Annotated in this window: 22 protein-coding genes; 14 read left to right on the top strand and 8 right to left on the bottom strand. The window is 43.0% G+C overall.

The annotated features are described in order from the left end of the window. Positions 1-13: 13 nt before the first annotated feature. The 4 genes from MR764_RS02755 to MR764_RS02740 form a co-directional block, all read right to left on the bottom strand. Positions 14-2,548, bottom strand: a complete 2,535-nt coding sequence (locus tag MR764_RS02755; RefSeq protein ID WP_247977860.1) for a TonB-dependent receptor plug domain-containing protein — start codon at positions 2,546-2,548, stop codon at positions 14-16. Next, entirely contained in the window at positions 2,548-3,411 is an 864-nt protein-coding gene (locus MR764_RS02750) for a FecR domain-containing protein (protein WP_247977859.1), read from the bottom strand. The genes MR764_RS02755 and MR764_RS02750 overlap by 1 nt, the downstream gene beginning before the upstream one ends. Next, on the bottom strand, positions 3,404-3,895 hold the full coding sequence (locus MR764_RS02745) for an RNA polymerase sigma factor (RefSeq protein ID WP_247977858.1): 492 nt from the start codon (positions 3,893-3,895) through the stop codon (positions 3,404-3,406). Before MR764_RS02745 ends, MR764_RS02750 begins: the two co-directional genes overlap by 8 nt. A gap of 89 nt (positions 3,896-3,984) precedes the next feature. Continuing rightward, positions 3,985-4,905, bottom strand: coding sequence for a hypothetical protein (locus MR764_RS02740; protein ID WP_247977857.1), 921 nt, complete (start codon positions 4,903-4,905; stop codon positions 3,985-3,987). A 215-nt stretch (positions 4,906-5,120) separates the two neighbouring features. On the opposite strand from MR764_RS02740, the gene MR764_RS02735 reads away from it, so the two are divergent. Continuing rightward, a complete protein-coding gene (locus MR764_RS02735) occupies positions 5,121-6,758 on the top strand; it encodes an alkaline phosphatase family protein (RefSeq protein WP_247977856.1) in 1,638 nt (545 codons plus the stop codon). Positions 6,759-6,770: 12 nt separating this feature from the next. Here MR764_RS02735 and MR764_RS02730 read toward each other — a convergent pair whose 3' ends face one another. Next, on the bottom strand, positions 6,771-7,175 hold the full coding sequence (locus tag MR764_RS02730; RefSeq protein ID WP_247977855.1) for a carboxypeptidase-like regulatory domain-containing protein: 405 nt from the start codon (positions 7,173-7,175) through the stop codon (positions 6,771-6,773). Positions 7,176-7,588: 413 nt separating this feature from the next. Here MR764_RS02730 and MR764_RS02725 point away from each other — a divergent pair, with 413 nt between their 5' ends. From MR764_RS02725 to MR764_RS02700, 6 genes are all read left to right on the top strand, one after another. Next, positions 7,589-8,080 carry an NAD(P)H-dependent oxidoreductase subunit E gene (locus MR764_RS02725; RefSeq protein ID WP_247977854.1) on the top strand — a complete coding sequence of 164 codons (492 nt, stop codon included), beginning with the start codon at positions 7,589-7,591 and terminating at the stop codon, positions 8,078-8,080. A gap of 10 nt (positions 8,081-8,090) precedes the next feature. Then, the gene (locus tag MR764_RS02720) at positions 8,091-9,275 is read left to right on the top strand and encodes an NADH-ubiquinone oxidoreductase-F iron-sulfur binding region domain-containing protein (protein WP_247977853.1); all 1,185 of its coding nucleotides are present in this window, start codon (positions 8,091-8,093) and stop codon (positions 9,273-9,275) included. 18 nt (positions 9,276-9,293) lie between these two features. Beyond that, positions 9,294-11,084 (top strand): NADH-dependent [FeFe] hydrogenase, group A6, encoded by a 1,791-nt coding sequence (locus tag MR764_RS02715; RefSeq protein ID WP_247977852.1) that lies wholly within the window; start codon positions 9,294-9,296, stop codon positions 11,082-11,084. A 60-nt stretch (positions 11,085-11,144) separates the two neighbouring features. After that, positions 11,145-11,633 carry a methylated-DNA--[protein]-cysteine S-methyltransferase gene (locus MR764_RS02710; protein WP_247977851.1) on the top strand — a complete coding sequence of 163 codons (489 nt, stop codon included), beginning with the start codon at positions 11,145-11,147 and terminating at the stop codon, positions 11,631-11,633. A 164-nt stretch (positions 11,634-11,797) separates the two neighbouring features. Further along, entirely contained in the window at positions 11,798-12,832 is a 1,035-nt protein-coding gene (locus tag MR764_RS02705) for an alpha/beta hydrolase (protein ID WP_247977850.1), read from the top strand. 5 nt (positions 12,833-12,837) lie between these two features. After that, positions 12,838-13,671 (top strand): endonuclease/exonuclease/phosphatase family protein, encoded by an 834-nt coding sequence (locus tag MR764_RS02700; RefSeq protein WP_247977849.1) that lies wholly within the window; start codon positions 12,838-12,840, stop codon positions 13,669-13,671. Here the strand turns inward: MR764_RS02700 and MR764_RS02695 are convergent, their stop codons facing one another. Both MR764_RS02695 and MR764_RS02690 read right to left on the bottom strand, forming a co-directional pair. Next, positions 13,672-13,872 (bottom strand): helix-turn-helix transcriptional regulator, encoded by a 201-nt coding sequence (locus tag MR764_RS02695; RefSeq protein ID WP_247977848.1) that lies wholly within the window; start codon positions 13,870-13,872, stop codon positions 13,672-13,674. A 38-nt stretch (positions 13,873-13,910) separates the two neighbouring features. Continuing rightward, positions 13,911-14,387, bottom strand: a complete 477-nt coding sequence (locus tag MR764_RS02690) for a hypothetical protein (protein WP_247977847.1) — start codon at positions 14,385-14,387, stop codon at positions 13,911-13,913. A gap of 117 nt (positions 14,388-14,504) precedes the next feature. Here MR764_RS02690 and MR764_RS02685 point away from each other — a divergent pair, with 117 nt between their 5' ends. The 7 genes from MR764_RS02685 (at position 14,505) to MR764_RS02655 (ending at position 20,639) form a co-directional block, all read left to right on the top strand. Next, positions 14,505-15,878, top strand: a complete 1,374-nt coding sequence (locus MR764_RS02685) for an alanine/glycine:cation symporter family protein (RefSeq protein WP_247977846.1) — start codon at positions 14,505-14,507, stop codon at positions 15,876-15,878. Positions 15,879-15,983: 105 nt separating this feature from the next. Beyond that, positions 15,984-16,613, top strand: a complete 630-nt coding sequence (locus MR764_RS02680) for a YkgJ family cysteine cluster protein (RefSeq protein WP_247977845.1) — start codon at positions 15,984-15,986, stop codon at positions 16,611-16,613. 45 nt (positions 16,614-16,658) lie between these two features. Then, positions 16,659-17,264 carry a hypothetical protein gene (locus MR764_RS02675; RefSeq protein ID WP_247977844.1) on the top strand — a complete coding sequence of 202 codons (606 nt, stop codon included), beginning with the start codon at positions 16,659-16,661 and terminating at the stop codon, positions 17,262-17,264. 114 nt (positions 17,265-17,378) lie between these two features. Continuing rightward, positions 17,379-18,266 (top strand): LysR family transcriptional regulator, encoded by an 888-nt coding sequence (locus MR764_RS02670; protein WP_247977843.1) that lies wholly within the window; start codon positions 17,379-17,381, stop codon positions 18,264-18,266. Between the two features lie 75 nt (positions 18,267-18,341). Continuing rightward, complete coding sequence (locus MR764_RS02665) at positions 18,342-19,265, top strand: putative sulfate exporter family transporter (RefSeq protein ID WP_247977842.1); 924 nt, start codon at positions 18,342-18,344, stop codon at positions 19,263-19,265. An 18-nt stretch (positions 19,266-19,283) separates the two neighbouring features. After that, on the top strand, positions 19,284-19,994 hold the full coding sequence (locus MR764_RS02660) for a sulfite exporter TauE/SafE family protein (protein ID WP_247977841.1): 711 nt from the start codon (positions 19,284-19,286) through the stop codon (positions 19,992-19,994). Positions 19,995-20,087: 93 nt separating this feature from the next. Then, positions 20,088-20,639 (top strand): DUF5362 family protein, encoded by a 552-nt coding sequence (locus tag MR764_RS02655; RefSeq protein ID WP_247977840.1) that lies wholly within the window; start codon positions 20,088-20,090, stop codon positions 20,637-20,639. Positions 20,640-20,664: 25 nt separating this feature from the next. Here MR764_RS02655 and MR764_RS02650 read toward each other — a convergent pair whose 3' ends face one another. Then, positions 20,665-22,011 (bottom strand): saccharopine dehydrogenase C-terminal domain-containing protein, encoded by a 1,347-nt coding sequence (locus MR764_RS02650; protein WP_348773067.1) that lies wholly within the window; start codon positions 22,009-22,011, stop codon positions 20,665-20,667. Positions 22,012-22,395 lie beyond the last annotated feature (384 nt).

The following is a 22,395-nucleotide window of genomic DNA, read 5'->3' as shown; positions in this document are numbered from 1 at the left end:
TAGTAAAGGTTTGTCAGAATTCGAGCTTCAGGAAAATGGCCGGAGTAAAGGAAACGGCATCGGCATAAACTCCGATCAAATCCAGATCATCGGTCGAACTTAACCGCAGGTTGGAATATTTTATGTTTTCGGTATTTAATACATTTAAGATAGAGATTCCCGCTTCAGCTTTTACTTTGCCCGGTTTGAATTTGTAAACCAGCGAGGCATCCAGCCGATTGTAGGGTTGATCCAGTTTTTTGCCACTCGCGGTTTCTATGTCAAATCGCTCAAATCCCGATCCGTAAACATAGCTGGTCGAGAAATAAAAGGATTTGTAATTCAGGATTCCGGCAAATTTTATTTCATGTTTTTGTTGCTGGGGAGCGGGTCTGTAATAATCACGCAGGTAAAAAGAGAAATGCTCGTCGGCCTGGCAATACGAATAGGAAATCCATGCCACGTGTCGTTTGTATTCTTTTTTCAGAAAAAGATCCAATCCGTAAGTGCGAGCTTTGCCTTCAAAAAATCCGGCATCAAAACGTACGTTTTGCGCATAATAACGGGTAAGTCCCCCGGTGGTTTTGTAATATCCCTCCAGACTGGCGGTCCAACCTTGATGATTGTATGACCACCCGGCCACTGTGTGCATGGCATTTAATACGGGTATGTTTTGTTCATCGGCATTCATCCAGAAGTTGGTGAAGTTATTTAAGCTGTCAACGACGGTTGTTTTGACTAAAAACTGGTGGTAAATTCCCCATGAAGCATTGAATTTGACGTCTTTTGTAATATTCAGCGAGGTGGAGAAACGAGGGTCGATGTATAATTTGCTGAGGTTGGTGACGTAATTGGCCCGTAATCCGGCATTGATCTTTAAAATACTATTTAGCGGAAATTCATCCTGAACGTAGCCAACTATTCGGGAAAGAGAGCGATCAAAATCGATGGTATTTGTTTCGAGTGTTGTTCGTTGCAGCTGCACGCCATTGCTGATTAATCCAACTGCAGAAACCAGTTTATGTCCGTCATTAAAAGAGAAGGTGTGTTCGGCATTGAGGCTGAGTTCATCCACTTTGTTTTCGCTGTCTACCTCACGGGTAATGCGCGAAATTTCCGTGCGGGTATTGAAAAGCTCGTTTTTTTCAGCGAATTCATGCTGGAAGTAAGAGTAGGCAGCCGTTACGTTTGTGACGTTTCCATTGGCCCACGGGTAGCTGAATTGAGCGGATCCTCCGTATTGCTGATTTTTTTCTCCTTCAGATTGCGTAATGATGTTTCGGACGATTTCGCCTTCCATGTCGTAACTGAAATCGTCGCCACCACCATAAAAACTAAGTGAAAACAGACCATCATCCATAAAACGGTGCGAAAACTTCAGGTTGGCATCCCGGAATACATAATCGGGCTGAACATTAAAATCGACAAGGGTTGAAGTAGTGTTTTGCCCCAGGCCACCTCCCGGTGCAGCATTGTTTCTGCGAGAAAACAGCGACAGGCTCGACGGATCGTACAACGGATAATACGTTTGCCGGTAAGCAGCAATTACCGACGATCTTTCGCCTATGGGCGCTTGAACCATGGTGTTTACCGTATTCGAATTGATGTTCAGGATTATACCGGGCTTGAACATGGAGCCATCTTTTGCGGCTATATCCACAATGCCACCCACACGATCGCCATAGCGGGCTTCGTATCCTCCTTTCATCACTTCAATGTTTTTTACCATGAAAGGATTGACAACGCTGATGTTGTCGTTGAAATTCTTTAATCCGAAAACCGTAAAACCATCAAACTGAATTTTACTTTGGCCTTCGTAAGCACCCCAAATGAGCAGGTTATTCGATTGCTCGCCTGCTGCCAGCACACCGGGCATCAGTCGCAATAAATTAAATACAGAATTGTCTCCGTGTCCCGGAAGAATGGGGGCTATCTGGAGGTTGATTTTCATGTAACCCGCCTTGTCGCCAATCAGAGTGGATTTTTCAATGGGATTGCCGCTAACTCTCACTTCCTGAATACTTTCAATACGCGGCATCAGGAAAAACTTACGGTTTAAGCTGTTGGTAACAATCGTGTCATAAACAAAATACCCCAGGTGCGATATTCTTAATGCAAAAGTTGAATCGGTGGAGGCTATAAAATTGAAGTTTCCGTTTTGGTCGGTTTGCACCGGAGTCCGGTTAACCGACACATAAGAAAAGGGGAGTGGTTCGCTGGTAAGCGATTCAAGTACCTGTCCCGAGATTTGTGTTTCAGCGGTTTTTGTTGGGGCTTGCCGGGGGAGGATTAGAAAAACATCGTCCGATTTTTCCAGTTCCAGCGGAAGGTTTTTGATTAAAAAACGAAGTGTTTCTTCTGCCGATTTGAATTCGCGGTTTGCTGAAACCGGATAGTTGGAGAGAAGATCGGCATCGAAGGCAAACTGAAAGCCATAGTTTTCTTTTAAATCAAGCAAAACCTGATTTAGCGGGGTTTTTCGGGCAGTTACTTTTATTTTTTCGGGAGTTTGCGCTGTCAGTTGAAAAACGAGGAGCAGCAACATTCCCAGGCAACTTAATTTTACCATTAACTTTTTTCAACGATCCGGTAAACGTTTTCCGATTGTTTGACAAACTTCAGATTCATGGGTTTACAAACAAAATCCAACACATCTTCAACGTTGGTCTTTTTTGAAAAATTGCTTCCAAAGTTACGATTATTTAACTGTGGATCGAGCTGTATGGTAACGGCATATTGTCGTTCAATTTCGTCGATTACTTCTTTTAACGGGCGGCCTGCAAAAAAGAACTGATTGTTTTTCCAGCCGATGGCTCTTTCCGGATCAAACATCTTTTTCACGACCAGCTTACCTTCTTTGAGTTCAACATGATTATTGGGTAACAGTATCACTTTTTCTCCGGCAGCAGCGCTAACGGCCACTTTCCCGGTTAGGCAGGTAACGCGGTAATTTTCGTTGCGGGCATAAATATTAAAAGAAGTTCCGAGTACCTGCGTTGTCCCGTTATTCGATTGAACCATGAATTTCTTACCCTTCATTACATTAAAAAATCCTTCTCCCTCAAAAGTGAGTTTTCGTTGGAGTTTCCAGGTTAGCGGATGATACCTCAGCGTTGAGCCGGCATTTAATTCTACTTTGGAACCGTCGGGCAATAGCGCAGCGAGGTGCTCTCCGGACAGGCTTTCAATGGTTTTGGTGTAAAAAGTTGCGATTCCGGCCAGCCCGACAAGAATTAAAACCATGGCTGCGACTGACCAGCTAACGATTTGCGGGCGTAATTTCACCGATTTGCCAGCTGGGCGGGCAGAGATTTTCTTTTCCAGTTCTGCCCAAACCTCTGTTTCCGATTTTTCCCAGGTAATCTTTCCCTTTCCCAAAACAGAAGTTTCGCCGTTCAAAATATCTTCGCTATGTCTCTTATTATTATTCATTTGTTTTCAGATTCACCTGAAGGTGTTCAAGTGCTTTTTTCATTCGTTTCTCTACTGCTTTTACGCTGATCCTGCACATTTCTGCAATTTCAGTGTATTTCAGATTTTCGACGCGGCTCATTAAAAATACGGTTCGCTGGAGCTCCGGCATGGCTTGCAAAGCCTTGTCGTATCGGCTTTTTAATTGTTCAAATGCCAGCTCGTCTTCCGGCGACCGACTTTCGTTCCCGGGCCGATAATGTTTAAAAAACTGGAAAGAACGCTGCTCTTTGCGGTAGTAAGAAATAAAAAGATCGTTGGCGATTTTAAAAAGCAGGCTTTTTATCCGGTCAGCATTCAAAGAACCATTCTTTTCCCACACTTTCATAAAAGTTTCCTGGGCGATGTCGGTCGCAATTTCGGTATCTCCCGAACGGTAGAAAACATAATTGCGAACCCGGGCAAAATGCAAGTCGAATAGCTCTTTAAATTCCTGTTGCGTCAAAATGGTATGCTTTGTGGCTATCAAAGATAAAGCAGAATTCAGAATAAAGCACCCGGAAATAGGTTCTTTCCGGGCACTCTTTATTAACTTTATTTACCGGATTGATGCATGTTCCTAAACTGGTGTCTTGCAAGATCTATTTCCCTTACATTCCCTTCGCTGTCTGTCATTGTTGCAATATCGTCGCATTCTCCGTCGCCATAATCCAATGTACTCACTACCGTGCCGTTAAGTGTAATGGAGATGGTGCCTTCCACAATGTAACGGCAGTCGTATATTTTCTTGAGCGGATTGATAATTTCTTTGGAGTAGGTGTCGCTGACTCCGTCTTTAGTCATCGTTGCGCTCGCTCCGCCTGTAATAATAAACACATCGTCGCTTTGGTCGTCTTCAGTATCCATACCGGCGAGCCATTGCCATACCCGTTCCGAAGATCGTTCGATTACCGTTCCATCGGCCAGGGTAAACGTAAGGTCCGAAGTGTGCTGACGGAACAGCGTATCCACTTTGTCGATGATGATGGTGGAAAAGCCGTTAATGGTGATAGAATCAACCGAAAAATTGTTGTAGGTAACGGTTTTTTCAAAATCCTGGCTGTAACGCGGCGCAGAAAAGTAGATCTCTATGACTCCACTCAGAACTTTTCCGTTTCTTAAAAGCGTACTGTCGCCATAATCCAGCGTAATTGTTTTGGGATATTCGTCGTTACCTTCGCTGGCGATTGCAATATTCGGGCAGTGACTGGCTGTGTACCTGAGTTTTGGGTTCCACTGAAAGTGATGGCCAAAACGATACCAGCGGGAAAGCTGACCTTCCATATTGGCAAAAAATTCGACTTCGTATTCCGACTCGGTGGTGGCTGCTTCCACTTTTACTTCGTTCAACGTAACCTGTGCCGATTTTTCTGAAAGTAGTTCATCGTTTACGCTTGGTGTGTCAACTTCTTCGTTATTGCACGCGAACATAACCATTGCAAGTGCAAATACTGATAGTCCAATAATTCTTTTCATGACATTTAAAAATTAAAGTGTTTTGTTAGTAAACCGCAGCCCGAAACGTTTACCCTACCGACACGATACTTTTTTTTGCGAATATTTTTCTTTTGCTCCTGAAACGATTGATACCCAAAAAAATATATTTTCCGAAAATTTTTTAAACAGGGGGATTCATTTTTGTGTGAACCATTTCATTTCGTATTTTTGGTCGCTTAACGGTTGAAAAAGGTATGAGAATTAAGATATTTATTCTGGGTGTATTTATCCAGTTCGTTTTTACATCAGTAGGTTTTACTCAGCAAATTTTTCAGGAAACGCGCCCCAAGGTGGTTGTTGGCATTGTGGTCGAGAACATGCGTCCTGATTATGTTCAACGTTTTTGGAACAAATTTCAGGATGGAGGTTTTAAAAAGCTTTATTCGAACGGAGCAGTTTGCACCAATGTAAAACTTACCCTGCATTCTCATAATTATGCCAGTGGAATGGCAACCTTGTATACCGGAGTAACTCCTTCCATTCACGGGATTGTAAACAATACCTGGTACGATCGTCTCAGAAAAAAAGAAGTTGATTGTACCGAAGATGATTATTACATGACAGTGGGTGCCGATACCAAAGAGGGCAATGCTTCTCCGGTTCAGTTGTTGTCGAATACCATCACCAACAGCCTGAAACTTTTTACGATGGGTAAAGCAAAGGTATTTAGCGTTGGACTGAACCGCGAATCGGCTATTTTCAGCGCCGGGCACACAGCTGATGCGGCTTACTGGTTTGATATTGTTTCGGGGCGAATGATTTCGAGCTCTTTTTACGTAAGCAACTTTCCCGACTGGGTGCGCCTGTTTAACAGTGAAAACTATGCGGCGCGGTACGGTTACCGAAACTGGGTGACGTTGTTACCTGAAATTGAATACACCGAATCGACTCGCGATGATTACTTGCTGGAAAGAGGATATTTTGGAGAGTTCAATACTTTCCCGCATGCCGTGAATAAATACCTCAAAACAACGGAGAATTTCAGGCCGTTTAAAACCACTCCTTCCGCCAATCTGATGATCAAGGATTTTGCCTTGCAGTTGATGGATAACGAAGCGATTGGCGACGATGATGTTACCGATTTTGTAAGCGTAGTTTTCTCGTCGATGGATTACGAGAACGGTTCATTTGGCCCGGCTTCGCTCGAAATGGAAGACTCTTACCTGTATCTTGATCAGTACCTGGCAGAATTTATTGAAGGTGTTGAAAAAAAGTATGGGAAAGAAAATGTATTGTTTTATCTGACATCGAATAACTCGGCTTCCTATCCGGTTGAATACCTGAAAGACGAGTTTCACTTCCCGGTTGATTATTTCAACATTGAACGTGCTGTAGCATTGCTTACCCTGTATTTGAACAATACCTACGGTTCGGAAGAATGGATCGAATATACCAGCGATCTTCAAATTTACCTCGATCACGAGTTGATAAAAAAGAAAGGTTTGGATGTGAATGAGATCAGTGAATCAGCGGCCAATTTCATTAACCAGTTCGAGGGAGTTCAGTTATCCTTGCCCGCGCATCAGTTGGAGCAGGGGAGTTCGGCCAACGGTTTACTTCAGCCCTTGTATACGTCGTACTACAAAAACCGCTCTGGAGATTTTCTCTATCTCTTAAAGGAAGGCTGGCAGCCCGGTTATAAATTCAAACGTGTTAATTACAACGACCAGTCGCATATTCCGCTAGTATTTTACGGAAATGGAATAAAGCATCAGGTCATTCGCACCAAATACGAAGGAGTTGATCTTGTGCCTACACTATCTCAGTTATTGGGCATACCCGTTCCGGATAAATGCCAGGGAAAGATCATTAAAGAAATGATTTCGAACTAAGCGGGAGGACTCTCAAAAAGGACTCCAATTTTGCTGATCCGTCGATTTTTTTTCCGGTTTTGCTTCGGCATGAATTTCGCCCGCTTTTTTCTGCCGGCGTTTATCGTCAGCTTTGGGTACAAGTTTTACAACAAGTGTGGTATCGGCGCTTAGCGAAAGCTGTTTGCTGAAATCTTTAAAACCATCGTTTGAGATTTTCAGGTCAATGTCTTTTCCTTTTAGAACAAGCCGGTAAAATCCATTTTGATTCGAGATAGTGCCGACTCCCGAGTTGGCTTCAAGGATACTTACATTTTCAATCGCTTTTCCGCTAATGCTGTTATTAATATACCCTGAAATGGTAATCACCTGTGCCCATCCCGGGCCTGGTAGCATCCACAAAATAAAAATGACATGGGTGAGGATAACTGTTTTCATGTTAAAATTGTTTTCTCGTTTTCTGGCTCTATAAATTTAAACAAAAAAAATGGAAAGGGGTTGCAATTTTTCTGTTTAAAGGATTAAGAAATCTTTAATTATTGAAGCTGTTCTTCAGGCATAGTTAAATCAATCTCCGAAAAGCTATTGTATAACATATGTTCACATGACAAATGTTAGGTAATTGAAGAAAAAATTCTTCATTTATTCTGTAAATGGCGAAAGGTGCTGAATAACATTATATTATAATGTAAATCTTCTGTTTTTTTTGTTTTTGCCTACTTATTTTTGTTAGTGACTGATTGCGATATTTTGTAATAAATTCAACCAGAATTCAACGACCGATCCGGCCCGCAGGGCGCTCTGTTTCTCAATAACAACTAATAACCATTTTACAACCAAAAAATTCACTCATGGATCCGATCCAAACTTTAATCAAAGATCTGGCTGATATCCACGGTAGGAAAAGGGAAAGTCTGTTGCCGATTATGCAGGGAGTGGTGGAGAGGGAAAAATACCTCTCTGAGTTGTCGATGATAGAAATTGCCCGGGAAATGGATATTCCCGCTGCCGATGTTTACGGAACGGCCACTTTCTATTCCTTTCTTGAAACCAAATCAACCGGAAAGTACACCATTCGGGTGTGTAAAACCATTACCTGTGCCATGAAGGGGAAAAACCAGGTATTGTTTGCCATCCAGGACATGCTCAAAATTAAGTTGGGCGAAACTACTCCCGATCATTTGTTTACACTTCTGGAAACCAATTGTTTGGGGTGGTGTCATAAAGCTCCGGCAATGCTCATAAACGATGACGTTTATACTGAGCTTACTCCCGAAAAAGTACGTGAAATACTTTCGGTGTACTTGAAACAGAACGGCAGTAACGGTAACGGGTACCACTAAAATTAAATCCATGGCAAATTCACACCAATTAAAACGTGTCGATTTCATTTTCAGAAATGAGAACGATTGGGAGAAAGTACTTTCCAACACGATAAAAAAAACTCCCCAGGACCTGATCAACGAACTTATCAGCTCGGAATTGAAGGGGCGGGGTGGAGCTGGTTTTCCTACCGGTTTGAAATGGAAACTTACGGCAGAGGCCGAATCAGATGAAAAGTATGTGATTTGTAATGCAGATGAAGGAGAACCGGGAACGTTCAAAGACCGCGAGATTCTTTCGCGCGTTCCGTATAAGGTTTTTACCGCAATGGCCATTTGCGGATACATCACAGGCGCCCGCGAAGGCTACATTTACTTGCGTGGTGAATACAAGTTTTTAAAGGAAGAGCTTGAAAAAGTGCTCGATGAATTTGATTACTACTGCAACGAAATAAAACTCGATTTTAAGATCAGGGTTTTTATGGGCAGTGGCGCTTACATTTGCGGCGAAGAAACCGCGTTGATGGAATCGATGGAAGGAAAACGCGGAGAGCCGCGTAATAAACCGCCATTTCCAACCCAATCGGGTTACCGCGGAAAACCAACGGTGATCAACAACGTGGAGACACTAGTTCATACGTTTACCATATTTAAATACGGAGCTAAGAAATTTTATGACCTGGGGGTGCAATATTCCCGCGGGACAAAACTGTTCTCGGTTTCGGGAGACACTCCCAAACCAGGAATTTATGAATTGGAACTGGGTATGAGTCTTCAGGATTTTGTGTATGAATTCGGAGACGGAGATACCAAAGCAGTTCAGGTTGGTGGAGCATCGGGATTTCTGGTGCCCCGTAAAAAATTCAAAGATGCGGCTATTGGTTTTAAAGGGAAACTTACCGGAATTTCACTCCCGACCGGAGGTTCCATGATGCTTTTTAATAGTTCGCGTTCGATGTTCAATGTGCTGGATAATTACCTGGAATTCTTCCGGGAAGAATCTTGCGGGCAATGTACGCCTTGCCGGGTGGGTTGTCAGCAGCTTTTGCTGGGAATTAAAGCGGTAAAACGGGGCGACAAACCGGCCGCTTATCTCGATAAATTGTTGCGTTTGACTGAAACCATGCAGTACACTGCCAAGTGTGGCCTGGGACAATCAGTCGCTAATTCATTCTCTTCGATTGTGGAGAATTTCCGGGAAGAAATGATCTATTAACCAAAACGGAACATTAAAATGAGTAAAAAAGTCAATATAACCATCAATGGATATCCCGTTGAAATATTTGCGGGAAAAACGATATTGGAAGCCGCTGAATCACAGGGGATAAAAGTTCCTACTTTGTGTTATCACAAAGATTTGTGCGTGGCCGGAAATTGCCGGGTATGTGTGGTCGAGGTGGTGGGGCAGAAACGATTGTCGGCGGCTTGCGCCACGCCATGCGAAGAAGGGATGGAGATCCTGACCAACAGCCTGAAAGTTCGAAATTCAAGGAAACAAATCATTGAGCTTTTGCTGGCGGAGCATAATGCAGATTGTACCAAATGTTACCGAAACGGAAATTGTGAACTTCAAACACTGGCGTCGGAATACAAAATCATGACACAGGAATTTATCGAATTGGTTCCGCTCAAGAAGTTTTCGATCGATATGTACTCGCCGTCGATTATTAAAGATGACAGCAAGTGCATCCGCTGCCAGCGTTGTGTGCGCACCTGTGCTGAGCTGCAGGGCGTAAATGCGCTGACTGTGGCCCACAAAGGTGATCAAATGAAGATCACTACTTTCTTTGAAAAAGCGATGCGCGATGTGGTTTGCACCAATTGCGGGCAATGTGTGAACCATTGTCCTACCGGTGCGCTGGTCGAAAAGAACTACATTGAGGAAGTATGGGAAGCCATTGCCAATCCCAATCTTCATGTTATTGTTCAGACTGCTCCTGCGGTGCGGGTTGGTTTGGGAGAAGAATTGGGCATGCCTCCCGGCGAAAGCGTGACGGGAAAGATGGTCGCTGCATTAAAGCGATTGGGATTCGACTCGGTACTCGATACCGATTTTACCGCCGACCTCACCATTATGGAGGAAGGAACCGAGCTGTTGACCCGTTTGAAAAAAGCGTTGGTGGATAAAGATGAAACAGTGAAACTACCGATGGCTACTTCCTGTTCGCCCGGATGGATCAAATACATCGAGCATATGTATCCCGATCATCTGAAACATTTGTCGACCTGTAAATCGCCGCAACAGATGTTTGGTGCACTGGCAAAAACCTATTATGCCAAAGCCAGAAACCTGGAGCCGGATAAAATAGTGTCGGTTTCAATAATGCCGTGTACCGCAAAAAAGTATGAGGCTTTTCGCCCTGAAATGCACGACAGCGGTTATCGCGATGTGGATTATGTATTGACCACCCGCGAACTGGCCATTCTGATCAAACAAGCCGGTTTAGACTTTAAAAAGCTGGAGCCGGCAAAATATGATCGTTTAATGGGAGAGTCAAGCGGTGCAGCAGTGATTTTTGGAGCAACCGGCGGAGTAATGGAAGCAGCGCTAAGGACTGCTTACGAGATTGTTACCGGCAGAGAAGTGCCGTTCGAAAATTTGAATATTATTCCAGTGCGAGGGATGGACGGTGTTCGTGAAGCTTCTGTGAAAATTGAGAAGCCATTGGAAGACTGGGCTTTCCTGGATGGGGTTGAGCTAAAATGTGCGGTTGCTCATGGCCTGATCAATGCAAAAAGTGTTATGGATTCGGTGAAGAACGGAAGTGCCGATTACCATTTTATTGAATTTATGGCCTGTCCGGGTGGATGCCTGGGAGGAGGAGGGCAACCAATTCCAACCAATGCCGAAATCAGGCAAAAACGTGCTGAAGCTATTTACGCCGAAGACAGCGGGCTTCCAATACGGAAATCTCACGAAAACCCGGAGGTTCACAAACTCTATAAAGATTTCTTGAAAGAGCCGTTGGGAGAAGTGTCGCATCACTTATTACACACGAAATATACCAAACGCGAACGTTATTAGTGGGTAAACATCAAAAAACAGAGAAATCCGGTATCTTCGTGGTACCGGATTTTTCAGGTTATGCCAGAAACTTTTGATCAATACATTTTTTCTCCGGTGGGCTGGCTCAAAATCAGCACCACTCAGAAAGCGCTTGTTTCCATTTCTTTTGTCGAAGAAGAAGGGAAATCTTCAACGTCGCAACCTGCAGTAATGGAGGAAGTGATCCTTCAGCTAAATGAATATTTTGACGGAACACGTTTGGTCTTTGATATTCCTTTAGATCCCGAAGGGACTGATTTTCAGAAAAAAGTTTGGCAGCTGGTTTCAATAGTTCCGTTTGGGGAAACCGTTTCTTACCTGGATATCGCCATTCTGTCGGGTTCGGAGAAAAATACACGTGCCGTTGGTCTGGCAAACGGCAAAAATCCCATTCCCGTTATTATTCCCTGTCACCGCATTATCGGGTCCAATGGAAAGTTGACCGGGTATGCCGGAGGATTGGATAAAAAGCGGTGGTTGCTGCAGCACGAACTTCGTTACGGCGGCAAGAATAGTCTTCTGTTTTAGTCCCATATCGAGACTGCGAAACCCAGTATGAACATCATTTTTAAACAATGTACTTTCTAGTTTGCTATAAATCAGAGGTTTTGTGGTTTTGGTTCAGCGTTTGTTTTAATGGAACACGAAATCAGGAAGATAAAAAGATAAGAAATAGGGACCTCCCTGGAAAAATGGAATCTAAAACGGATTCCATTTTTCATTTGCACTCCTTCGCACGAAATGATTATATTCACCAGAAAAAAGACATGAGAAGATACTGGTTGGTAAGTTTTGTCTTCATTGCACTCTCAATTCTTACACATGCACAGGGCAGGTACCAAAGTGTTGCGTTCGATGAAATATCGACTGAAACCGTAACCTATGCCACCAAAGACGGAGAAAACCTGGATTTGGATATTTATCTGCCGCAAGGTGATGCAGAAACAGAACGTGCGACAATTATTTTTGTGCACGGTGGTGGTTTTTCAGGAGGAACACGGAACTCGGAAAAAGTCGTGAATTTTTGCAATGAGATGGCCAGTCACGGATATGTTGTCGCTTCCATTTCGTATCGTCTTTTGCGAAAAGGAACACCCGAAGGTTTTGGCTGTCTATGTCCGGCAAATGTGAAGTTGAATACTATTGATGCTGCGGTTGAAGATCTTCAGGATGCGACTTTCTTTTTGATTGAAAACCGGGAACAATATGCCATCGATCCTCAACGAATAATACTGGCGGGGAGCAGTGCCGGTGCCGAAACGGTGCTGGCGGCAGCCTATAAGCCTCCTTACTGCTATGGTCTTGATTCCGGCCCGGTGTCGTTTGCCGGAGTAATCAGTATGGCTGGTGCAATTGCTGATACTACCGTTCTCTATGATGAATCGGCCGTGCCTTCGCTTTTATTTCACGGAACCGACGACAATCTTGTTCCCTATGCTACGGCTCCTCATCGCTACTGTGGTCAAGATGATCCGGGCTACCTCATGATGAACGGATCATACACTATCGCGGAGAAGCTGGAGAAGCTGGGAGTTCCATTCTGGCTGCACACAAGTTGTGGCGCCGCTCACGAAATCGCCAATAAGCCCATGACTGATTATGTGGATGAAGTCGTCGATTTTTGTTATGATTTCGTAATTAAAGGAGTGCAGGAATCCAGACGTACAATTGTACCTGGAGTTCAAAAAGATCCGAAATACGAGCAGTTTGATTTTTGCGAGGATTAATTTTTATGAAGAAAGCATTTGCATTCATTTTTCTGCTGATTCCGTTTACTCTTTTAGCTCAGGAAATGAATATCATGACTTTTAACATACGGTTAAACACTCCGGCTGACGGAGAAAATGCCTGGCCCAACAGGGTTACCATGGTAAACGGATTGCTGGACTATTACGATGCAGACATCTTTGGTTTGCAGGAAGCTTTTATCGGACAGATTAAGGATGTTGAAGGCGGTTTACCCGGTTTTGAATGGATCGGTGTTGGCCGCGACGACGGTGACAAAGCAGGCGAATTTTCACCCCTTTTTTTTAATACTGCAAAATTTATTCTTTTGGATAACGGCCATTTCTGGCTTTCGGAAAACTGCGATAAGCCCGGATTGGGTTGGGATGCCGCCTGTAACCGCATTGTCATCTGGGGGAAATTTCAATCGAAGGTGAGCGGAAAGAAATTCTTTGTTTTTAATACGCATTTCGATCATCAGGGAGTGGAAGCGCGCAAAAATTCAGCCTTACTGATTCGCGATAAAATAAAGGAAATAGCAAGGAATAGTGGTTTTCCGGTGATTCTGATGGGCGATTTTAACCTGACACCCGAAAGTGAACCTATCGCAATGATCAAAAAATACATGGCCGATAGCCGCGAACTAAGCGAAGAACCACCATTTGGCCCGATTGGAACTTTCCAGGGATTTAAAATGGATGCGCCGATGAAAGACCGGATCGACTATGTGTTTGTAAACAGCAAGGTGAAAGTGTTGAAATACGGAGTGCTGGCTGATTTTAAAGATCATCGTTTTCCTTCTGATCATTTTCCGGTGTTGGTAAAAATCGTTTTGAAGTAATTAATCAGAATCCTCCAATTCAAAAATTTCATTTACTGTCTTTTCAAATATCTCTGAGATTTTCAGTGCTAAAACAGTAGATGGAACATATCGACCGGTTTCAATTGAGTTAATAGTTTGTCGGGAAACACGTATTAGTTTAGCCAAGTCGTCTTGGGTGAGGTTTTTTACAGCACGTTCTGTTTTTATCCTATTTTTCAATTTTGCTTGTTTTGGCAGAGTAAAGTACTTCGGAATAATCAGACCTTTCTTGACTTGTAAACTGTAATGTTAAAATAAATCAATGCCATAAGCATAGATGTACCAATAAGTATACTGAGCAAAAAATTATTCAAAAAAAAGTTGTCATCTTTACTAGCAAGCCCCAAAGAACTGAAAGCTCCAATCATTCCAACAAATGATACAAAGGAATAAGTAAAGGATTTAAATCGAATCTGCTCTGTGAATTCATCTTCTGTTTTCTGTCTCGAAAAAAGGAAAATAAATAGGGCAAGGTTGATTGTTGCTACCAAATATTCTAAAGCTTTGTCTGCAGTCCTGTTTGAAACAAAAGCGATAATTGCGGAAATAATAATAGTCAATGAAATCAGTTTACTCCAATATGGAAGCAAGTTGAATTTTATCTGAAGGAGGTCAAATTCAAAAGCAGACTTGGGAATGATGGCGATAATTAATATCAGATAAGAGAAAAAAATAAGAAGAGTAAACCAAGTCATTGTTGTATATTTTGTTTTAATATGTTAAACATACTTTACATTTCTTTATTAGTCAAGTTTTCTTTACATTTTCTTGCGTAATTTGTTTTTTAACATGTTTTCTTCTTTCTTAGTGAGATGTTTGAAAAACTCGGTCAGCTCATTATATCTGTTTCAGATGGAATTTGGGGAGCACCCATTTTAATACTGCTTTTGGGCGGTGGTTTTTATTTTCTTATTTATTCGCGGCTGGCCCCTTTGCGATACCTTGGTCATGCACTAAAAATTCTCACCGGAAAATACGACGACCCTGATGAACCCGGGCAATTGCGTCATTACCAGGCCTTATCAACTGCGCTGGCCGGAACAGTGGGGATGGGAAATGTTAGCGGAGTTGCGGTTGCCATTACCATGGGAGGTCCGGGAGCTATTTTCTGGATGTGGGTTTCCGCTTTGTTGGGGGTCAGTACCAAGTTTTTTACCTGTTCGCTGGCCGTAATGTTTCGGGGTAAAGATTCTGCCGGAGAAATTCAGGGAGGCCCGATGTATTACATTACCGAAGGTCTTGGGAAAAACTGGAAACCGGTGGCCATTTTCTTTGCCCTAATGGCAATGATTGGCGTTTCTCCTTTGTTTCAGGCCAACCAGCTCACCCAGATGATTGGCGATGTGTTGCTGGCTCCGAATAATATTCCGGTTTCATTTACCACTAACCTGATCATCGGAATTATAATTTCAGTTATTGTCGGGCTGGTGGTTATTGGTGGTATTAAACGAATTGGCAGTGTTACCGGTAGCCTGGTGCCAACCATGGTGGTGGTGTATACCGTAACTGTTTTGTATATCATTTTTTCTAATCCAACGCATATTATTCCGGCGTTCCAAACTATTTTAGAGGATGCCTTTTCGGGAAAGGCGGTTATGGGAGGAGCAATGGGCGCAGTGATTATAACCGGCGTTCGGCGGGCAGCTTTTTCCAACGAAGCCGGACTGGGAACTGCACCAATGGCACATGGAGCTGCCAAAACCAATGAACCCATTCGCGAAGGACTGGTGGCTATGCTGGGCCCGATCATCGATACCATCATTGTATGTACCATGACCGCACTGGCGCTGATTATTACAGATACCTGGCTGGTGAGCGATGCCGACGGAATTACCCTGACTGCTCAGGCTTTTGATTCGGCCATTCCCGTGTTTGGAAAATACATCCTGATCATTTCTGTGATTTTCTTTTCCATGTCAACCATGTTTGCGTTTCCATACTATGGCGTAAAATGTTTGGGATTTGTAGCCGGTGTAAAATACCAACATCTGTATAATTATGTGTTCGTCGCGGTAATCATTATTGGTGCGGTTTCCGATCTTCGGGTGATCATCGGGTTAATCGATATTGCTTTTGCATTGATGGCTTTCCCCAATGTAATTGCCACGGTTCTGCTTTCGCCTCATGTTAAAAGGGCATCAAAAGACTATTTTGCCCGGTTGAAACTGGAAAAAGTCAGAAGATAACCCCGGATTTTCACGCATTTATTTTTGAAATAATGTTGGGCGAATTCATTGAATATAATTCAAAAATGATCTATTTTGCCGGCAAAATCCTTTAACAAAAACAGCGTGAGCACATCATCCGGAAATTTCGAAAAAGCATTTTATCACGACGGTTATCAACTGGGAATGAAAGCCTGTAAAGATCAGTCTTCGGACGAGAATTTATCTGCCGCCCTGGCTGAAATGTACCGGAATATTGACGAGCTGACGGATAATCTTTTTGTGTACGCCAGGCAACAGGGAAAGTCGATCGAATGCAAAAAAGGTTGTCACTGGTGTTGTCATCAGCCGGTTTTTGCCATGGATTACGAATTAAAATACCTGCGAAACTTCATCGCAGGCAACTTTGCACTTCAGGAACAAACCGCCATAAAGCGCCGTGCCGGAGAGAAAAATGAGCGGTTAAAACCGCTAAAAGGAAACGATCTTTTAAATGCGAAACATCCGTGCCCGCTTCTGATGAACGGAGCTTGCATGGCTTATGAAGCGCGTCCGGTGGCCTGTCGCATCTATCTTTCATCGAGTGTAAATTCATGTCAAAAATTTTATAAGTCGCCCGATGATAAAAACAACTATCCGGCTTTACTCGATTTTCCCATGCGTTTGGGGAGAATGATGAACGAGGGTTTTAAAGCCGCTTTAAAAGCCAATGGAATTATTGCCAGGGAATTTCGGATCGAAGAAAAATTAATGTAAATTCATCGTTGACAAACTGGTTAATCACTCCATATCATTTTTCCTATGGGATTCGGCGGTTCAGTTCTGGCAATGATTCAGTCGCTTCGGGCCAATGCGAGGCCCAAACACAAAGCTTATCAGGATTGGACAAAAACTGAAAACAGGCGTTATTCCAACAATCCTCAGGTATTCTTTAAAAAAGTTTCTGCCGAAAAGCTGGCCGAAATAAAAGCACAGAACAAGCTCGAAACAGAACGGGAACAAAGAAGAAGCTACCGGGCAGTTATTTTATCGGTCGTTGTGATTCTTCCGGTTGTAACCCTGATTTTGTTTGAGTTTTTCTTTAATCCTGATCGAATTAATGGTAGTCCTAAAAAGGCAGAGGTCGTGGAGGCAACACTTTCTGCTGAACAGATCGATTATTTGCTAAATTCAGGTTATAGTTGGCTGAACAAGGATCATTACAAAAACGCACGTTTCCAGTTTGAACGGGTGCTTGAAGTTCGGCCACAAAATAAAATGGCAGTTTACGGAATGGCGGCCAGTTATGTTTACGAGTGCAAAAAATTAGGGAAGAATTGCCAGGAAGCACAAAAGAGGCTGAGTGAATACATCAAAAAGTATGGCGAAGATTCTTCAACTGACCACCTAAAGTTAATGCTGCCATAGTAACTGAATTATACATTACAAATGTCTGCGAATTTTATATTCTCTCGCTTCTCAAAGCCATAAACAGTATCTTTATGGTGGTCGATTAAGGTCTTCCCGGGAAAAAATGTAGAAATGGATTACAGAGACACTGTTTTTATAGCTGTTGCAGAAAACCTGAGCTTTTCAAAGGCTGCCGAAGAGTTGCACATTAGTCAGCCGGCTGTAACCAAACATATTAAAGAGCTGGAAAGCAAATACAACATTAGCTTGTTTGAGCGGAAAGGAAATAAGGTTTACCTCACGCGAGCCGGGAAAACGGTGTACAATTCACTCAAAAAAATCGAACAGCTTTACCGCGATCTCACTTTTGAAATCGGGCAGATGAACAACACGGTTTCCGGAGAATTTGTCATCGGCGCAAGTTCTACCATTTCGCAATATGTTATTCCAAAAGTTATTGCTTCGTTTCATAAGCGCTATCCGAAAATCATGATCCACCTGGTAAATGGCAACTCGTTTGAGATGGAACAATTACTGCTGGAGAACAAGGTTGATCTGGCATTGGTGGAGAACGAATCGGCACAGGCAGGAATCCGGTACAAGAGTTTTCTTGACGACGAACTAATTGTTGTCACGGGTGCGAAAAGCGTGTATGCCAAGCGGAAAAATATCAGTGTTGAGGATTTTACAAAGTTTCCGATTGTACTTCGCGAACACGGTTCGGGTACATTGGAAGTGGTAAAACGCACACTCGAAAAGCAAAATGTTGATTTTGACGGATTAAACACACTCATACATCTGGGCAGCACCGAATCCATCAAAAGTTTCCTGCAGGATTTTGACGGAATAGCGGTTATTTCTGAAAAGGCAGCTACCACCGAACTGTATCTGAACAGCCTGATAAAACTCAACGTAACGGGCATTTCCATTCCCCGAAAATTCAGAATTGCACTTCGCCAGGGATACGAAAGTAAACAGGTGGAATTATTTGAAAGCTTCCTGCTTTCGTATAACTTTTAGTTATTCAGTATAGTTATTTAGTATTTGACTTGATTATGATGTGAAGATACCTTTGTCGCATCAAATGAAGTTGGTATGAATATCGAAGTCAAAAAATTAAATGGGTTATACCGTGTTCTCATTTTTGTTTGCTTTTTGCCTTTTGTTTCGCCTGTAATGGCACTCGGAACAGGCATTGTGCTTTCGCTGTTGGGAATAAAATCGGATAGTGCGCACAAGTACACAGCCAGGGTTTTGCAGATTTCCATTGTGCTGATGGGCTTTGGAATGAACCTCGGGGAAGTGATCACGGCTTCGAAAAGTGGTTTTGTAGAAACAGCAATTTCCGTAACGCTGGTGATGGCAACCGGGCTTTTGCTGGGAAAACTATTCAAAGTGGAGAAAAACATTACCGTGCTGATTGCTGCCGGTACTGCCATTTGTGGCGGAAGTGCCATCGCCGCTATCAGTCCGATATTGAACAGCAAAGATTATCAGAACTCATTTGCGCTGATTGTTGTATTTGTTTTGAATGGACTGGCTTTGATGCTGTTTCCGTTTATCGGATGGAAACTTGGACTGAGCCAGGAAACGTTTGGAAACTGGGCGGCCATTGCCATTCACGACACCAGTTCTGTGGTAGGAGCGGGCGCAACTTATGGCGAAAAGGCACTGCAAATTGCCACCACTGTAAAACTCATCCGGGCGCTTTGGATCATCCCGCTTTCCATTGTTGTCGCGGTGTTGAATAAAAACAGCACCCGAAAATCGATTCAGTTTCCCTGGTTCATCCTGTTTTTTGTGCTGGCCATTGTTTTTGCCAACGTATTTCCCGGATTTAGTCCAAGCTACTCACATTTTAGCTGGTTGGGAAAACGCGGAATGATGGTCGCCCTTTTTCTGATCGGTTCCAATATTTCGATACAGGAGATGAAACAATCGGGAGTCAGAAGCTTTGCATTGGGAATTTCGCTGTGGGTAATAACCGCTGTTTCTTCCTTGTGGGTTCTAAATTTTTAAATCTTCAAAATTGATGGTATGAATATTTGGGTTATTCTGGTTATTATTTTTTCAAGTTTGCTAAAGGGAGTAACCGGTTTTGGGTTTGCGTTGATATCGTTTCCCATCCTTTTGATGTGGTATTCGCCCCGCGAGATTATTCCGGTATTAATGATCTGTAACCTGATCGCTTCTCTCTTCATCGTTATGCAAAAGAAACAACACATACTGGTCAGTGGTCCGTATAAGTCGCTAATCATTAGTGGCGGACTGTTTACGATTTTAGGTGTTGTAACGCTCAAAACCGTTTCGGAACAGATGCTGGTACATATTACCGGGGCGGTTTTTATTGTTCTAACTCTTTTTTCGTGGCGAAAACTTCCCGAAGTGAAATTACCACCCATTGCTTTTTCTCTGGCAGGGGCAGTTATCGGTTTTATAACCGGTGCTATTTCGGTAAGTGGCCCGCCGCTGGCTTTATTCCTGAATATTTCAAAAGTAGATAACCGCGAGTTTCGCGAGATATTTGCCTGGTTTAGTATTGTTACTGCAGTTATTGCCATCGCAGGTTATAGTCAAACCGGCTTGCTGACACTGCAGTCTTTAAAAATGGCTTTGGTTTTTGTTCCCATTCTTTTGCTGGGAACCATTTTAGGGAAGCGCCTGAATACTTCGATCTCGGTTCATACTTTCCGAAAAATCAATATTGCAGTCACACTGCTTGCCAGCTTTTTATTGCTGGTGTCTTAAAATTATTGAGAAGAACCTTTATAAATTGCCGCAGGTTTCCGGATGATCTCCAATAAATGCTACATTTAAAAACGAATTGTAAACCACATGTCAATGAACACTGAAAATCAAGAGGCCTTAAATCCACAGAACGAAGATCAAAATCAGGAGCAACAGGTTCCTCAACCCGAAAACAAAATAAATCAGCCGGAAGTAAAAAATCTGGAAATCACAGGCGATATCAACGTTCACCTGACGGATGCCGGAAAGTGGGCGAGTTTCCTGTCCGTTCTTGGATTTATATTCATTGGACTGATCGTAATGGGTGGATTTGTAATGAGCCTGGTGTTTGCTTTTATTCCATCTTCTGCATTTGGCGGCCACAGTATATTTCCATTTCCAATGTTTTTGATAGGTTTTCTTTACCTGATCATTGGTGCTGTATATTTTTTCCCGATTCTTTATCTATTCCGGTTTTCATCCAGAATAAAACAAGCTTTACGATTTAAGGATCAGGAAAAACTATCTTCTGCGTTTATGAATTTAAAAGCGCATTACCGTTTCATCGGTATTATGATGATCGTTGGCCTGGCGCTTTATGCCATGATGTTTGTAGTGATGCTGTTTGCCGGCATGGCAGCAGGATTCCTTGGAACACCGGCTTAGCTTTCACTCCGGAGGATCGATTTTATTACAACATTTCACTTTCGGGTAGGCCCCATTGTTCTTTCATCGCAATTCCAAGCTTTTGTAGTTCGTTGAGAACAGGCTCGTAAATGCTTTTGGTATTTGGGATATGAACTCCGGTTTCGCTGAATTTTCCATCGAGGATCATTTTTACGGCAATCCCGGCCGGAAGTCCAACGGTACGTGCAATCGAAGTGTCTTCTTTTGTAGCAAAATCAAGCAGACTGGATTTGACAACCTGTTTGCTTCCGTCGGCATTTTCAACCCCAAAAGCATGTAACATAATTACCATGTCACGGGCTCCGTCCGGAAGCATCATTTTTTCAAGCATCAGGTCGGTGGTCAGATCAAAATTGGAGCCTTCGTTCATCCGAACCAGATCGTCGCTAAACAGGCCGAGCCACTCCATGGCAACAATGGCCGGACTTTCGGCTTCGAGTCCCAGACGTTCTGCAACTTTTTCCTTGATATTCGCCGGATAAACCTGAAGCCGGCGCGCCATTATTTTGCGGTAGGTCTTTCCTTCAAAGCTTTTCCGGTCGTAGCTCAGCATATCCAGCGCTTTTAATGCATTCATTATTTCGCACCAGTTTTTATAACGAAAAGTACCCCGGTACATGGTTTCAATACCTGCAAGACCATATTTGTTGATGTACGACAATGAATCGCGGTTGGGATATACTTCCATTTCACCCACTTCGGGGAAATCGATAATTAACGGATTTTTAAACAAATCGTCGGATGAAATCTCTACCGTTGCACCGTTTTTTAAATATTTGGCGCTGTTGTTACCAGCCATGATAACGCCCCGTGGCGACCAGGTAAATTTGTAATGAAAAGGATTGTCTGCTTCTTCCGGAGCAGCCAATGCGCCACACAACGAATAAAATTGCTTTACTTTTCCCCCCTCTGCCTGCACTTTATCAATAATACGCATGGCTGTCATGTGGTCAAAACCCGGATCTACTCCAATCTCGTTTAGTAAAAGAACTCCAGCTTCGCGGGCTGCTTTATCCAGCGCTTTCATCTTATCCGAAACATACGAGGTAGTTACCATATTTTTTTTGTGCTTTACACACAGCTTGCCCACTGCAACATGATAAGTGTAGGGAAGCAGACTAACCACCAGATCATGGTCGGCAATCAGCATACTCAATGCCTGCATGTCGTCTACGGTCCACGAAACAGCTTTTCCGTGGCTTCGGTCTTTAATCAGTTTTACTGCCTTTGCTACCGTTCGGGTGGCTATGGTTAATTCAATTTGATTGTCTAATAAATAGTCGACCAAAGGTTTGGCTACCATTCCGGCGCCCAGTAACAATACTTTCTTCATTTTAAATTTCCTTGTCACATCACTAGTCAACCAGTTGTTCGGTTTTACCAGGAGTAGTTGTCAGCTTTCTGCTTTAAAGGTGGTGAAAATTTTTGATTTGTATAGATGTTATGAAATATGTTTGTTGTCAGAATTTGTCTCAATCACATTTGTTAACTTTAAGGCTATGGTACAATCGTATTATTGTCCGGTGTTTTTTTATCCCGGGATGCCAGAGTGTCTCGACGACGATTCGGTTTCACATTAGCTGCAGCCGCAGCTACTACATTTATTCTGCTTTAATCAACTTCCGGTTTTTGAATGCCGGTGTCATTTCCTGATAGTTTCTGATTGATTCATGAACGGGATCGCCGGATTCGGTAACCGGGGTTTACATAACCTGCGGGTGGTAGTCGCCTGCCA

Origin of the sequence: Maribellus sp. YY47 (genome assembly GCF_023111095.1) — a bacterium.
Taxonomy (GTDB): domain Bacteria; phylum Bacteroidota; class Bacteroidia; order Bacteroidales; family Prolixibacteraceae; genus Draconibacterium.
Note: the sequence above shows the minus strand (reverse complement) of the source record. Positions and strands in the feature narration are given on the sequence as shown.

Coding starts and splice junctions, on each gene's coding strand:
- MR764_RS02755 (WP_247977860.1), bottom strand. CDS start 2,548: ATGGTAAAATTAAGTTGCCTGGGAATGTTGCTGCTCCTCGTTTTTCAA.
- MR764_RS02750 (WP_247977859.1), bottom strand. CDS start 3,411: ATGAATAATAATAAGAGACATAGCGAAGATATTTTGAACGGCGAAACT.
- MR764_RS02740 (WP_247977857.1), bottom strand. CDS start 4,905: ATGAAAAGAATTATTGGACTATCAGTATTTGCACTTGCAATGGTTATG.
- MR764_RS02735 (WP_247977856.1), top strand. CDS start 5,121: ATGAGAATTAAGATATTTATTCTGGGTGTATTTATCCAGTTCGTTTTT.
- MR764_RS02730 (WP_247977855.1), bottom strand. CDS start 7,175: ATGAAAACAGTTATCCTCACCCATGTCATTTTTATTTTGTGGATGCTA.
- MR764_RS02725 (WP_247977854.1), top strand. CDS start 7,589: ATGGATCCGATCCAAACTTTAATCAAAGATCTGGCTGATATCCACGGT.
- MR764_RS02720 (WP_247977853.1), top strand. CDS start 8,091: ATGGCAAATTCACACCAATTAAAACGTGTCGATTTCATTTTCAGAAAT.
- MR764_RS02715 (WP_247977852.1), top strand. CDS start 9,294: ATGAGTAAAAAAGTCAATATAACCATCAATGGATATCCCGTTGAAATA.
- MR764_RS02710 (WP_247977851.1), top strand. CDS start 11,145: ATGCCAGAAACTTTTGATCAATACATTTTTTCTCCGGTGGGCTGGCTC.
- MR764_RS02705 (WP_247977850.1), top strand. CDS start 11,798: ATGGAATCTAAAACGGATTCCATTTTTCATTTGCACTCCTTCGCACGA.
- MR764_RS02700 (WP_247977849.1), top strand. CDS start 12,838: ATGAAGAAAGCATTTGCATTCATTTTTCTGCTGATTCCGTTTACTCTT.
- MR764_RS02690 (WP_247977847.1), bottom strand. CDS start 14,387: ATGACTTGGTTTACTCTTCTTATTTTTTTCTCTTATCTGATATTAATT.
- MR764_RS02685 (WP_247977846.1), top strand. CDS start 14,505: ATGTTTGAAAAACTCGGTCAGCTCATTATATCTGTTTCAGATGGAATT.
- MR764_RS02675 (WP_247977844.1), top strand. CDS start 16,659: ATGGGATTCGGCGGTTCAGTTCTGGCAATGATTCAGTCGCTTCGGGCC.
- MR764_RS02670 (WP_247977843.1), top strand. CDS start 17,379: ATGGATTACAGAGACACTGTTTTTATAGCTGTTGCAGAAAACCTGAGC.
- MR764_RS02665 (WP_247977842.1), top strand. CDS start 18,342: ATGAATATCGAAGTCAAAAAATTAAATGGGTTATACCGTGTTCTCATT.
- MR764_RS02660 (WP_247977841.1), top strand. CDS start 19,284: ATGAATATTTGGGTTATTCTGGTTATTATTTTTTCAAGTTTGCTAAAG.
- MR764_RS02655 (WP_247977840.1), top strand. CDS start 20,088: ATGAACACTGAAAATCAAGAGGCCTTAAATCCACAGAACGAAGATCAA.